Source organism: Streptomyces sp. NPDC086835 (genome assembly GCF_044745705.1).
GTDB lineage: Bacteria > Actinomycetota > Actinomycetes > Streptomycetales > Streptomycetaceae > Streptomyces.
Map to the genome: position 1 here is coordinate 429,959 of NZ_JBIVAU010000001.1, position 14,454 is coordinate 444,412.

Below are 14,454 nucleotides of genomic sequence, written 5' to 3' on the forward strand. Positions count from 1 at the left end.
CAGCAGCGTGAGCAACATTCCGGAGACCGGCCGGACCCCCCGGGTCCAGATCCGTCTCGTCATCATCCAGGTCCTCGTCTTCTCCCTTCTCCTCACCCTCGGCGGCCGGCTCTGGTACCTCCAGATCCGCAACGGCGACGAATACGCCGACGAGGCCAGCGGCAACCACGTCCAGCGGGTCGTCACACCCGCCGTACGCGGCTCGATCCTCGACGCCCGCGGTGTGCCGCTCGCCGACAACGAGACCCGCCTCGTGGTCTCCGCCTCCCGCACCGAGCTGCTGAAGATGAAGGACGACGGCGAGGCCGTCCTCACCCGCCTCGCCGGCGTCCTCGGCATGAAGCCGAAAGAGGTCATGGACAAGGTCCGCCTCTGCGACTCCAAGACACCGCAGCCCTGCTGGAACGGCTCCCCGTACCAGCCGATCCCGGTCACCGACGAAGCCACCACCCAGCAGGCGCTGCAGATCCGCGAACGCTCGGAGGACTTCCCCGGCATCACCGCGGAACCCACCGCCGTACGCCGCTACACGGCCCCCGCCAAGGCCCGGACCGCGCAGGTGCTCGGCTATCTGTCGCCCGTCACCGACGAGGAGATCCAGAAGGCCAAGGACAGCGACTCGCCCTACCTGCGCTCCGACCAGGTCGGCCGCTCCGGCCTCGAGCGCACCTACGACAAGGAACTGCGCGGCAAGGCCGGCGTCACGTCCTACGAGGTCGACAAGCTCGGCCGGGTCATGGGCCAGGCCGAGGCGGACCCGGGCGTGCCCGGCTCCCACCTCGTCACCAGCATCGACGCTCGCGTCCAGGCCGTCGCCGAGTACGAACTCCACCAGGCGATGAAGACCGTCCGTGGGGAGACCGACAAGATCACCGGTCGCCCGTACGAGGCCGACGCGGGTGCCGTCGTGGTCATGGAGTCCAAGACCGGCCGGGTCGTCGCCATGGCCTCCCAGCCCGACTACGACCCCAACGCCTGGGTCGGCGGCATCTCCGCCAAGGACTACGCCAAGCTCACCGGCAAGAGCTCCAACTACCCGCTGCTCAACCGGGCCACCCAGGGACAGGCACCCGCCGGCTCGGTCTTCAAGGTGGTCTCGGCGAGCGCGGCCGTGCGGGCCGGCTACCCCTTCGACGACCTCTACAACTGCAGCAGCTCCTACAGCATGGGCAACCGGAGCTTCGCCAACTTCGAGTCCCAGGGACACGGCCCCATCACCCTCGGCGACGCCCTCAAGTTCTCCTGCAACACCGTCTTCTACCGTCTCGGCCACCAGGAATGGCAGCGCGACGGCGGCCTCAAGCCCAAGAAGGGCGCCCACGACTGGTTCTACCGGACCGCCCACGACTACGGATTCGGGTCCGAGACCGGCATCGACCTCCCGAACGAGGTCAAGGGCCGCATCCCCGACCGCCAGTGGAAGCAGGCCTTCTGGGAGGCCAACAAGGACTCCTGGTGCAAGCAGGGCAAGAAGGGCGGCTCCTACGTCGAGCAGATCGCCTATGAGAGCTGCCTCGAAGGCAACCAGCTGAAGGCCTTCGACAGCATCAACTTCGCCATCGGCCAGGGCGACGTACTCATCACCCCGATCCAGCTGGCCACCGCCTACGCCGCCATCAGCAACGGCGGCACCCTCCACAACCCCACCGTCGGCAAGGCCGTCATCAGCCCCGACGGCAAGAAGATCGAAGAGATCAGGCCCAAGTCCCACGGCAAGCTGCCGGTGAACGCCGAAACCATCAAGGACCTCGACAAGGGACTGCGCTCCGTCGTCGAGCCCGGCGGCACCGCCGCCTGGCGGTTCGGCGGCTGGCCCCAGGACAAGATCCCCATGCGGGCCAAGACCGGCACCGCGCAGGTCTACGGCAAGCAGACCACCTCGTGGTTCGCCACCTACACCGACGACTACACGATCGTCATGACGATCTCCCAGGGTGGCACGGGCTCCGGCGCGTCCGGTCCCGCCGTACGCAACATCTACGACGCGATGTACGGCCTGGACAAGGAAGGCAACCAGAACCTCAAGCGGGCCCTGCTGCCCAAGCCGCAGCAGACCCTGCCCAAGATCGCCCCGGACGGCTCGATCGACGCCCCCGAGGTCAAGCCCTACGTTCCTCCGAAGCCGAAGGACACCCAACCAGTGCTCGCGGGAACACCCGCGTCGCGGAGGGACTGAGACATGACAGGCGCAGGCGGCTTCTCCGTCCCGGGATACGGCCCGGAGCGCGGCGGGGTCTGGACCAGGCTCACCGCCCGTGACTCCGTGGTGCGCAGGCTCGACTGGCCGATGCTGCTCTCCGTGATCACGCTCTCGCTGCTCGGCGCGCTCCTCGTGTGGTCCGCCACGCGCGGGCGCACCGAACTCAACCAGGGCGACCCGTACTACTTCCTCGTCCGGCACCTGCTCAACACGGGCATCGGCTTCGTACTGATGGTCGGGACCATCTGGCTCGGCCACCGCACCCTGCGCGGCGCCGTCCCGTTCCTCTACGGGCTCTCCGTCGTGCTCGTGCTGCTCGTCCTCACCCCGCTCGGCGCGACCATCAACGGCGCGCACGCCTGGATCCAGCTCGGCGGCGGCTTCTCCCTCCAGCCCTCCGAGTTCGTGAAGATCACGATCATCCTCGGGATGGCGATGATGCTCGCGGCCCGCGTCGACGCCGGGGACCAGGTGCACCCCGACCACCGCACCGTCGCCAAGTCGCTCGGACTCGCCGTCCTGCCGATGGTCATCGTCATGCTGATGCCGGACCTCGGCTCGGTCATGGTCATGGTCGTCATCGTCCTCGGAGTGCTGCTCGCCTCCGGCGCGTCCAACCGCTGGGTCTTCGGCCTCATCGGCGCCGGGGCGGTCGGCGCGATCGCCGTCACGGCGCTCGGGCTGCTCGACGAGTACCAGCTCAACCGCTTCGCCGCCTTCGCCAACCCCGAGCTCGACCCGGCCGGCGTCGGCTACAACACCAACCAGGCGCGCATCGCGATCGGTTCCGGCGGGCTGTACGGCGAAGGGCTCTTCAACGGCCACCAGACCAGCGGCCAGTTCGTGCCCGAACAGCAGACCGACTTCATCTTCACCGTCGCCGGCGAGGAACTCGGCTTCCTCGGCGCCGGGCTGATCATCGTGCTGCTCGGCGTCGTACTGTGGCGCGCGTGCCGGATCGCCCGCGAGACGACCGAGCTCTACGGCACGATCGTGGCCGCCGGGATAATCGCCTGGTTCGCCTTCCAGTCGTTCGAGAACATCGGCATGGCGATGGGCATCATGCCGGTCGCGGGCCTGCCGTTGCCGTTCGTGTCGTACGGGGGCACGTCGATGTTCGCGGTGTGGATCGCGATCGGGTTGCTGCAGTCGATCAGGGTGCAACGGCCCATAAGCGCGTAGCCCTTGGGCGGGCGGCATACCCGACCCTTGGGGCGCGGCGCCCCGGCCATCGGGCCGGGCTGGTCCGATGGCCCCGCCCGGGCCGGTCCGCGTGCGCGGCGTTCTCGGGGCGTCCCGGTCCGGTGGCGTTGTGCCCTGCGGGGCGGGCTGCGTGGGTGGGTGCCGGGTGTCGGGGCCTCCGGAGGGGGGTGTCCGGAATGGCTGTCCTCACCGCGCTTCGCGCGAGTTGCGACGCTTTACTTCCGGACACCCCCCTCCTCCGACCCCGCCCCCCTCCCGTCCGTGGGGCCCGCTCCGGTCGCGTTGTTCCCGGTGGGTTCTGGTCCTGAGGCCGGTAGCCGTCGGGGTCGGGCGGTGTTTGCGGCGCGAAGCCGCCGTTTCGGGGGTGGTTCAGCCCCCACCGAACTCTTCTCCCCCCTCCCAGGGGAGGGGGGAGGGGGCGTCAGCCCCATGGGGGCCGGGCTCGCCCCGGGTCAGGAAGCGGCATGGCCGGGACCGGGCCGCGCATCGGCTGGTCGGGGGTGCGGGAGCCTGTCCCCTCCCGGGGGAGGGGCGCTGGGGGCGTCGGCCCGCACGGGGTCCGGGGGAGACCCCGGTTACGGAAAAACGCGTGGGCCTGCTTACCTAGCGGCCGCGCGGTTAGATTCGATGGCATGGCGGACACCAAGCGCGAGATCGAGCGGAAGTACGAAGCCACCCCCGACACCCCGTTGCCCGACCTGACCGAAGTGGCGCGTGTGGCCGAGGTCGTGGGGAAGGGCATGGCCGAGTTGGATGCCGTCTACTACGACACCGCCGATCTGAGGCTGGCGGCCTCGTCCGTCACGCTGCGGCGCAGAACGGGAGGCGCCGACGCGGGATGGCATCTCAAGCTGCCCGTGGCACCCGGAGTACGGGACGAGATCGCGGCGCCCCTGTCCGACGGGGTGCCGGACGACCTGGCCGGCCTTGTGCGGGCGTACGCGCGGGGCCGGGAGCTCGTGCCCGTGGTGCGGCTGCTGTCCTCGCGGGACGTACAGCACCTCGTCGACGCCGACGGCGCCCTCCTCGCGGAGCTCAGCCGCGACGCCGTCGTCGCGGAGCGCCTCCATGGTGGCGAGGGGACCGCTCAGTGGGACGAGATCGAGGTCGAGCTGGCCGACGGCGGAGAGCCGGCCTTTCTGGACGCCGTCGACAAGAAGCTCAGGAAAGCGGGCGTCCGCACGGCCGCCGCGCCGTCCAAGCTGGCCAGGGCGCTGACGGAGACCGGGGCCGGTCCGGCAGAGCGCCAGGTGCGGGGCGATGCCAGGACGGCGGGCGATCATGTTCTCGCCTATCTGGAGAAGGAGGTCGCCGCGGTCGTCGCCCACGACCCCGGCGTGCGCCGCGACCTGCCCGACGCCGTGCACCAGATGCGGGTCGCCACCCGGCGGCTCCGCAGCGCCCTGCGGAGCTACCGGAAGGTCGTCGACCGCGATGTCACAGGGCCCCTCATCGACGAGCTCAAGTGGCTCGCCGGGGAGCTGGGCGTCGCGCGTGACCAGGAGGTGCTCGCGGAACGGCTGGCCGAGCGGGTCGACGCCGTGCCCGTGACGCTGCTCCTCGGCCCGGTCGACGCACGGCTGGCCGCGTGGGCGGTGGCCGGCGCCGCCGACGCCCGGGAAACGGTGATCGCCGCGCTCGACAGCGACCGCTATCTCGCCCTGCTCGACGCGCTGGACGAGCTGTGCGCCCGCCCGCCGCTGCTGAAGGCGGCCGCGGGAGCGCCCGGGGACGTACTCCCCAAGGCCGTGCTGAAGGAGTACGACCGGCTGGCCGCCCGTATGGACAGGGCCCTGGCGCTGTCCGAGGGGGAGGAGCGGGACCGCGCCATGCACGACGCCCGGAAGGCGGCCAAGCGCGCGCGGTACGCGGCCGAGGTCGCGAGGCCCGCGCTCGGCAAGGCCGCGAAGCGGTTCGGGAAGCGTATGAAGGCCGTGCAGAGCGTGCTCGGCGACCACCAGGACAGCGTCGTCGCACGGGAGGCGCTGCGTGAGCTGGCGGTCCGGGCGCACCCGGCGGGGGAGACCACCTTCGTCTGGGGACTGCTGTACGGCCGGGAGGAGGCCCGCGCCGCGGCGCGGGAGGCCGAGCTGCCCGGGGTGTGGGTCAAGGCATCGGCCCCCCGGATCCGGACGGCGCTCGGCCGCTGAGTGGGCGGGTACGCTTGAGAGTCGCCCCCTTGCCAGCCCACGAAGGTTTCCATGTCTGCCGAGTCGGTCTTCCCACAGCTCGAAGCGCTGCTCCCGCATGTGCAGAAGCCCATCCAGTACGTCGGCGGTGAGCTGAACTCCACCGTCAAGCCCTGGGAGTCCTGCGACGTCCGCTGGGCGCTCATGTACCCGGACGCCTACGAGGTCGGTCTGCCCAACCAGGGCGTCATGATCCTCTACGAGGTGCTGAACGAGCGCGAGGGCGTGCTGGCCGAGCGCACGTACAGCGTCTGGCCGGACCTCGAGGAGCTGATGCGCGAGCACAAGGTCCCGCAGTTCACGGTGGACAGCCACCGGCCCGTCGGCGCGTTCGACGTGTTCGGGCTGAGCTTCTCCACGGAGCTCGGGTACACCAACATGCTCACGGCCCTCGACCTCGCGGGCATCCCGCTGGAGTCCAAGGACCGCACGGTGGACCACCCGATCGTGCTGGCCGGCGGGCACGCGGCGTTCAACCCGGAGCCGATCGCGGACTTCATCGACTGCGCGGTCATCGGCGACGGCGAGCAGGCCGTGCTCGACATGACCGAGATCATCCGCGCCTGGAAGGCCGAAGGCCGCCCGGGCGGGCGCGAGGAGGTCCTCTTCCGTCTCGCGAAGACCGGCAATGTGTACGTGCCGCGCTTCTACGACGTCGAGTACCTGGCCGACGGCCGCATCGGCCGTGTGGTCCCGAACAGGTCGGGTGTGCCGTGGCGGGTGTCCAAGCACACCGTCATGGACCTCGACGAGTGGCCCTACCCGAAGCAGCCGCTGGTCCCGCTCGCCGAGACCGTCCACGAGCGGATGTCCGTCGAGATCTTCCGCGGCTGCACCCGCGGCTGCCGCTTCTGCCAGGCCGGCATGATCACGCGCCCCGTGCGGGAGCGAAGCATCACCGGCATCGGCGACATGGTCGAGAAGGGTCTCAAGGCGACCGGCTTCGAAGAGGTCGGCCTGCTGTCGCTGTCCTCCGCGGACCACAGCGAGATCGGCGACATCGCGAAGGGCCTCGCGGACCGGTACGAAGAGGACAAGATCGGCCTCTCGCTGCCGTCGACCCGCGTCGACGCGTTCAACGTCGACCTCGCCAACGAGCTGACCAGGAACGGCCGCAGGTCCGGTCTGACCTTCGCCCCCGAGGGCGGCTCCGAGCGCATGCGCAAGGTCATCAACAAGATGGTCTCGGAGGAGGACCTGATCCGTACGGTCTCCACCGCGTACGGCAACGGCTGGCGTCAGGTGAAGCTGTACTTCATGTGCGGTCTGCCGACGGAGACCGACGAGGACGTCCTCCAGATCGGCGACATGGCGGTCAAGGTCATCGCCGAGGGCCGCAAGGTCTCCGGGCAGAACGACATCCGCTGCACGGTGTCCATCGGCGGTTTCGTGCCCAAGCCGCACACGCCGTTCCAGTGGGCGCCGCAGCTGAGCGCGGAGGAGACCGACGCGCGTCTGGAGAAGCTCCGCGACAAGATCCGCGGCGACAAGAAGTACGGCCGCTCGATCGGCTTCCGCTACCACGACGGCAAGCCCGGCATCGTCGAGGGCCTGCTCTCGCGCGGTGACCGCCGCGTCGGCGCGGTCATCCGCGCCGTGTACGAGGACGGCGGCCGCTTCGACGGCTGGCGCGAGCACTTCAGTTACGACCGCTGGATGGCGTGCGCCGCCAAGACGCTGCCGGACTTCGGCGTCGACGTCGACTGGTACACCACCCGTGAGCGCACGTACGAGGAGGTCCTGCCCTGGGACCACCTCGACTCCGGTCTCGACAAGGACTGGCTCTGGGAGGACTGGCAGGACGCCCTCGACGAGACCGAGGTGGAGGACTGCCGCTGGACGCCGTGCTTCGACTGCGGCGTGTGCCCGCAGATGGACACGCACATCCAGATCGGTCCGACGGGCAAGAAGCTGCTCCCGCTGACCGTCGTCAAGTAACACAGCTCGGGGGACGGCCCGGCCGCGGGGAAACCTGCGGCCGGGCCTTCTTCCGTTGCACGCGAGGACCCGGGGGAAAAGCGCAGGTACTGGATCCGAACGGGCCTGTGATGCGTCATCTGTGACATGGACTTGGAAAAGCCGACGCACACCACCGCGCCCCGGCGCCACGGCGCCCACCAGGCGCCGAAGGACTACGAGCCGGGCGACGGCTGCCTCGCCCAGGTCGTGCGGGTCCCGGTGCGTGTCGTCGTGGTGCTCGTCGTCGTCCCGGTGCGGATGGTGTGGGACGTCCTCGTCCTCTGCGGCCGGGCGGTCGAGCGGGTGCTGCTGAGGCCGCTCGGGCGGGCGCTGGCCTGGATCTTCGAGAAGGTGCTCACCTCCGTGGCGCGCGCCGTGGGGCGGGTGGCCACCGTCACCCTCAAGGCATTGTTCTACTGGCCGTGGGTGGCGCTGTGGCGGTACGTGGTCGTGCCGGTGGTGACGTACGGGCTGGTGGTGCCCGTGGTGTGGGTGTACCGGCAGCTGCTGACCCCGCTCGGCCACGGCATCGCCTGGCTCGTGGAGCACCTGCTCCTCGCCCCGGCGCGATGGATCCACCGCACGCTCCTCACCCCGCTCGGCCACGGGACAGCGGCCGTGCTGACCTGGCTCGGCAAGGCGTTGTTCTACTGGCCGTGGGTGGCGCTGTGGCGGTACGTGGTCGTGCCGGTGGTGACGTACGGGCTGGTGGTGCCCGTGGTGTGGGTGTACCGGCAGGTCCTGACCCCGCTCGGCCACGGCATCACCTGGCTCCTTCGCACCCTTGGCCGGGGCTTCGCATGGCTGGTGCGGACGCTGCTCGTGGTCCCCGTGGTGTGGCTGTACCGGTACGTCCTCGCTCCCGTCGGGCGCGAGATCGCGGCGGCGGTCGCCGTGGCCTGGCGCATCGCCGGCTACATCTCGCGTGCGGTCGGCCGCGGACTGAAGTGGCTCGCGTGGAACCTGGTGGGCCGCCCGGCGAGCTGGTTCTACCGCGGCGTGTGCACGCCCGTCGGACACTTCGTGCGCGATGCCGTGTGGCGCCCGGCCGCCAGGGCCGCCGCGCAGGCGGGCCGAGCGGCCCGGGCGGCCCTCGCGTCGGCGCGCGAAACCGTACGTCAGGCACGGCGCGACGCCTGGCGCGCGCTGATCGGCACGCCCCGCGAGCCGCGGCCCGTGGTGGGTACGGCGGGTCAGGCGCGTAACCTGGGTGGCAGACAACAAACACAGACCGTTCCCGGCGTGGCGGCCGAACCCGAGATCTCCCTGCACAAGCAGGGGTGAACCGGTCGGCCCCCGGGGAGCACCCCGCACCTTGAGGGCGGCGCGCCACCCGCGCCCGCTCCACACCGAGGAGAAGAACCACTGGGCAAGCGACAGCCCGAAGGCCCGCCGCCCGCACCTGCGGTGCAGCGCATCCGACTGCGCTACACCAAGCGCGGCCGCCTCCGGTTCACCAGCCACCGTGACTTCCAGCGTGCGTTCGAGCGGGCACTGCGGCGCGCCGAGGTGCCCATGGCGTACTCGGCGGGCTTCACCCCGCACCCGAAGGTGTCGTACGCCAATGCCGCACCCACCGGCACGGGCAGCGAGGCCGAGTTCCTGGAGATCGCCCTCACCGACCACCGCGACCCGGACAAGCTGCGCGAGCTGCTCGACGAGTCGCTGCCGGACGGGCTGGACATCATCGACGCCGTCGAGGCCCGCACCGCGGGCCTCGCCGACCGGCTCACCGCCTCCGTGTGGGAGCTGCGCCTGGACGGTGTCGGGCCCGGGGACGCCGAAAGCGCCGTGGCCGCCTTCCTCGCCGCCGAGACCGTCGAGGTCACCCGGAAGACGAAGAGCGGCATGCGCACCTTCGACGCCCGAGGCGCCGTCGCGTCACTCGAGGCGTCCGATAGGACCGGGGACACGCCCTGTGCGATACTGCGCCTGGTTGTTCGGCACGTGACACCTGCCGTGCGACCCGACGACGTCCTGTCCGGTCTCCGAGCTGTGGCCGACCTGGCGCCGCCGGTCCCCGCAGCGGTGACCAGGCTGGCGCAGGGGCTCTTCGACGAGGAGTCCGGCACGGTGACCGACCCGCTCGCGCCCGACCGCGAGGCAGCTCCGGCCGCTCCACCCACGGCCGCCGGGACCGCTTCTGCGACGGCGCCGGAAGGTCCCGCCGCGTAAGGACGGTCGTCGTAGCGCGGCTCTTGCACTCGGGAGCCACCTGGGTCGGGCCGCGCGCTGACACAAAAGACTTTCGCCAGGCCGTGCGTACATCGCGTACGGAACCGGCGAGCCAGACATCAGCTCCCGTGCGGCGCCCGCGCCCCGGACGGCGGCACCGCGCACATCACGCGGGCCGCGGCCGGACCGGATACAGGCGCGGCGCCCGGGAGCGTGACGGGAGAACCGCCCGCATGCTCGAGTCGAACGAAACCGGCACCGCCGGAAACAACGAGAACGAAGACAACAACAACAGCCCCAGCGACACGCTGCCGCCGCGCCGCAGGCGCCGCGCGGCGTCGCGACCCGCGGGAGCCCCGAAGACGGGCGAGTCCGCCGCCGCACAGGCACAGGCCGCCGAGGCCGTCATCCCGGCAGTGGCCGCGGTGGGCGCCGTGGTGGGCGGGTCCGGCGAGGCCGCCGAAGAGACGCCCGCCGACGCCGGTGCCGCGGAGGCCGCGCAGGTCGCCAAGGCCGTGACCGACGAACCGCGGGCGCGCCGTCGTGCCACCCGCAAGGCGACGGCCCCGGCCGGTTCGCCGCAGACCGCGGAGCCCGCAGAGGCCGACGCCACCGCCGGTGGCGAGGCCGAGGAAGCAGCGCCCCGCACCCGTCGCCGTGCCACCCGTAAGGCCACCGCGCCCGCCGGCGCCCCGCAGGCCGCCGAGGTCACCGAGCCGGAGACGGCCGTCGCCGGCGGATCCGCCGAGGACGCCGCAGCCACGCGGCCCGCGCGCCGTCGTGCCACCCGCAAGGCGACCGCCCCTGCCGGTTCGCCGCAGGCCGCCGAGACCGTGGAGCCCGACGTCACCGCGGAAGCCGCGGAGCCGGTCGCCGACGAGGCCCCCGCGCCGCGCCGCACCCGCCGCCGCGCCTCCGCTCCGGCCGGTGCGCCGGCCGCCGTCGAAGCGGCACAGGCCGCCGAGGCCGACAGCGCCGCGCAGGCGGCTCCGGCACAGGTGGCCGAGCAGGAGACCACGGAGCCCGCACCGCGTGCCCGTCGCCGTGCCACCCGTAAGGCCACCGCGCCCGCCGGTGCGCCGCAGGCCGCCGAACCGCTGACCGGTGAGACGGTCCAGCCGGAGCCCGTCGCCGAGGAGGCGCCGGCCGCTGAGGCGGAGTCCGTCGCCCCCCGGCGCACACGCCGCCGTGCCTCCGCGCCCGCCGGTGCGCCGAAGGCCGTCGAGGCGCCGGCCGAGGCCGCCGTCCCGGTCGCCGAGGACGAGGAGACCATCGTGGCCGAGGAGCACGAGGCCCCGGCGGTCGAGGCCGCCGAGGAGGCCCCCGTCTCCCGGCGTACCCGCCGCCGTGCGTCCGCGCCCGCCGGTGCGCCCAGGACCGGGACCGTGGAAGAGGGCGAGCAGGCAGAGGCCGAGGCGTCCGCGCCGCGCAGCCGTCGCCGTGCCACCCGTAAGGCGACCGCTCCCGCGGGCGCTCCGCAGGCCGCCGGCGAGGAGATCACGGAGGCCGGCGAGAGCCTGCCCGAGAGCGCCGTCTCCCAGATCGCCGCCGGTGAGGCGGAGGTCGCGGCAGCCGAGAAGGCCGCCACCCGTGGCCGCTCCCGCCGCCGCGCGGTGTCGCCGCAGTTCACCTCGCAGCCTGCCGCCAAGGCGGAGCAGGCCGCCGAGGAGGAGCCCGCTCGTGGTCGCCGTGCCCAGCGGCCGGCCGTACCCACCTTCCGGGCCCCGGTCTTCACCGAGCCGATGTTCCAGACCCCGGAGACGGCCGCCGCCGCGGCCGTCGCCGCGGCGGCCGGCCCCGAGCCGGAAGAGGAAGAGGAGACCGCGGTGACGCCCGCGGCGGAGAGCGCGGCCCCCGAGCCGGCCGGCCGCCGTCGCCGCCGCCGTCGTGGCGAGCCCGCGGAGCCCGTGGAGGCGCCCGTCGCCGAGCCCGTCGCGGCCGAGGCCGCACCGGCCGAGGACGAGGCGGAGCCCGAGGAGGCGGAAGCGGCCGAGGCCGAGGAGCAGGACGACTACGAGGACCGCCCGTCGCGCCGCCGCCGTCGTGGTGGCCGCCGTCGTCGCCGTGGAGAGGCCCCCGACGCGGACGAGTCCGCGGAGGAGCAGGCCGAGGACGCGGACGCCGAGGCGGAGGAAGCCCAGGACGAGGGCGACGAGGAGGACGAGACCGACACGGAGACGCCTTCCGCCGTCGGAACGAGCAGCAGCCGTCGTCGTCGCCGTCGTCGCCGTCGCAGCGGTGACGGGGCCACGGAGGCCGAAGCGGTCACCGACGACCCGGAGCGCACGGTCGTCAAGGTCCGTGAGCCCCGTAAGAAGGAGGAGCCGAGCGACGAGGTCCAGTCCATCAAGGGCTCGACGCGTCTCGAGGCGAAGAAGCAGCGCCGCCGTGAGGGCCGCGAGCAGGGCCGCCGCCGGGTGCCGATCATCACCGAGGCGGAGTTCCTGGCGCGCCGCGAGGCCGTCGAGCGGGTGATGGTCGTCCGCCAGAGCGGCGAGCGCACCCAGATCGGCGTCCTCGAGGACAACGTGCTCGTCGAGCACTACGTCAACAAGGAGCAGGCCACCAGCTACGTCGGCAACGTCTACCTGGGCAAGGTCCAGAACGTGCTGCCGTCCATGGAGGCCGCCTTCGTCGACATCGGCAAGGGCCGCAACGCGGTCCTGTACGCCGGTGAGGTGAACTTCGAGTCCCTCGGCATGTCGGGTGGCCCCCGCCGAATCGAGGCCGCCCTCAAGTCCGGTCAGTCGGTCCTCGTCCAGGTGACCAAGGACCCGATCGGCCACAAGGGCGCCCGGCTCACCAGCCAGGTGTCCCTGCCGGGCCGTTACCTGGTCTACGTGCCCGAGGGCTCGATGACCGGCATCAGCCGCAAGCTGCCCGACACCGAGCGCGCGCGTCTGAAGACGATCCTCAAGAAGATCGTCCCCGAGGACGCGGGCGTGATCGTGCGTACCGCCGCCGAGGGCGCGAGCGAGGACGAGCTGCGCCGTGACGTCGAGCGTCTCCAGGCGCAGTGGGAGGACATCCAGAAGAAGGCGAAGAGCGGCAACGCGCCGACGCTGCTCTACGGCGAGCCGGACATGACCGTCCGGGTCGTCCGCGACATCTTCAACGAGGACTTCTCCAAGGTCGTCGTCAGCGGCGACGAGGCCTGGGACACCATCCACGGCTATGTCTCGCACGTGGCGCCCGACCTCGTCGACCGGCTGCAGCGCTGGACCAGCGAGACCGACGTCTTCGCGGTGCACCGGATCGACGAGCAGCTGATGAAGGCGCTGGACCGCAAGGTCTGGCTGCCGAGCGGCGGCTCGCTGGTGATCGACAAGACCGAGGCCATGATCGTGGTCGACGTCAACACCGGGAAGTTCACCGGTCAGGGCGGCAACCTCGAGGAGACCGTCACCAGGAACAACCTGGAGGCGGCCGAGGAGATCGTGCGCCAGCTGCGGCTGCGCGACCTGGGCGGCATCGTCGTCGTCGACTTCATCGACATGGTGCTCGAGTCCAACCGTGACCTGGTCATGCGGCGGCTCCTGGAGTGCTTGGGCCGTGACCGGACCAAGCACCAGGTGGCGGAGGTGACGTCGCTGGGCCTCGTGCAGATGACCCGTAAGCGGGTCGGCCAGGGCCTGCTGGAGTCGTTCTCCGAGACCTGTGTCCACTGCAACGGCCGTGGCGTGATCGTGCACATGGAGCAGCCGACGTCCGTGGGCGGCGGCGGTGGCGGGAAGCGCTCGAAGAAGCGCGGCCGTGGTGCCGCGCAGGAGATCGAGGGCCGTCCGGAACCGCTCGAGCCCGAGACCGAGCTCGAGACGGAGGAGGAGGTCGCCGCCGAGGTCGCGGCACCCGTGGCGCTCGCGGAGCCCGACTTCGTCCCGGACGAGGAGCTGTACAGCAGCGCGGCGGAGGCCGAGGCGGCAGCCACGCGCGGTCGTGGCCGTCGCCGTGCGACCCGCAAGGTGTCGGCCCCGGCCGGCGCGCCGAAGGCCGCCGAGCCGGAGGCCCCGGCGGCGCCCGCCGCGGAGGCCGCGCCCGCCGTGGCGCCGGTGGAGGAGGCGGCCCCCGCGGGCCGTACCCGGCGCCGTGCCACGCGGAAGGCGTCCGCTCCGGCGGGCCCGCCCGCGACGTCGGAGCCGACCGTCGTGGAGACGACCGTTCCGGTCGCACCGGCCCCGGCCGAGCCGGAGGCGGCCCCGGCCGCTCCTGCCCCGGTCGTGGAGGAGGCGCCGTCCGCGGCTCCGCCGCGCGCCCGCCGCCGGGTGACCCGCAAGGTCACGGCTCCCGCGGGTTCGCCGTCGGGCGCCGAGGAGGCCGCGGTCGTCGTGGTCGCCGCGGAGCCCAAGGCCGCCGAGCCCGAGACGCCGGCCGAGCCTGAAGCGGCCATGTCGGAGGAGGCCGGAGCCGAGGCGCCGGCGGCCAAGAAGGCGGCCCGCAAGACCGCCAAGAAGGCCACGGCGAAGAAGGCGGCCGCCAAGAAGACCACCACCGCCAAGAAGACGGCTGCGAAGAAGACGACGGCGAAGAAGGCCTCGAAGAAGACCGTCGCCGCCGAGCAGACGCCGGCCCCCGGCGTCTCGTCCGACACGGAGGCGTAGTCGGTCACACGGCACACGTAGTACGGCGGTGGGCCCCTCTCCTGCGCGGAGGGGGGCCCACCGCCGTTCCGTGCGGCGTACGGCTGCGACGACGTACCGCGCAGGGTCCGGGAAATGCCCCGGCACGGGC

Annotated in this window: 7 protein-coding genes; all 7 read left to right on the forward strand. The window is 72.2% G+C overall.

Annotation, left to right across the window (positions count from 1 at the left end; genetic code table 11):
- Nucleotides 1–7 precede the first annotated feature (7 nt).
- The 7 genes from mrdA to ACIPJI_RS01940 all read left to right on the forward strand — a co-directional run bounded on the left by mrdA (nt 8) and on the right by ACIPJI_RS01940 (nt 14,324).
- Nucleotides 8–2,176 (forward strand): penicillin-binding protein 2, encoded by a 2,169-nt coding sequence (mrdA, locus tag ACIPJI_RS01910; protein ID WP_402243907.1) that lies wholly within the window; start codon nt 8–10, stop codon nt 2,174–2,176.
- A 3-nt stretch (nt 2,177–2,179) separates the two neighbouring features.
- On the forward strand, nt 2,180–3,382 hold the full coding sequence (gene rodA / locus ACIPJI_RS01915) for a rod shape-determining protein RodA (RefSeq protein WP_402243909.1): 1,203 nt from the start codon (nt 2,180–2,182) through the stop codon (nt 3,380–3,382).
- Nucleotides 3,383–4,035: 653 nt separating this feature from the next.
- The gene (locus tag ACIPJI_RS01920) at nt 4,036–5,553 is read left to right on the forward strand and encodes a CHAD domain-containing protein (protein ID WP_402243910.1); all 1,518 of its coding nucleotides are present in this window, start codon (nt 4,036–4,038) and stop codon (nt 5,551–5,553) included.
- A 51-nt stretch (nt 5,554–5,604) separates the two neighbouring features.
- Nucleotides 5,605–7,530, forward strand: coding sequence for a TIGR03960 family B12-binding radical SAM protein (locus ACIPJI_RS01925; RefSeq protein WP_307706413.1), 1,926 nt, complete (start codon nt 5,605–5,607; stop codon nt 7,528–7,530).
- Nucleotides 7,531–7,662: 132 nt separating this feature from the next.
- Entirely contained in the window at nt 7,663–8,835 is a 1,173-nt protein-coding gene (locus ACIPJI_RS01930) for a hypothetical protein (protein ID WP_402244721.1), read from the forward strand.
- 123 nt (nt 8,836–8,958) lie between these two features.
- Nucleotides 8,959–9,726: a TIGR03936 family radical SAM-associated protein gene (locus tag ACIPJI_RS01935; protein ID WP_356620965.1), complete on the forward strand. Its 768-nt coding sequence runs from the start codon at nt 8,959–8,961 to the stop codon at nt 9,724–9,726.
- A gap of 233 nt (nt 9,727–9,959) precedes the next feature.
- Nucleotides 9,960–14,324: a ribonuclease E/G gene (locus ACIPJI_RS01940; RefSeq protein WP_402243912.1), complete on the forward strand. Its 4,365-nt coding sequence runs from the start codon at nt 9,960–9,962 to the stop codon at nt 14,322–14,324.
- Nucleotides 14,325–14,454 lie beyond the last annotated feature (130 nt).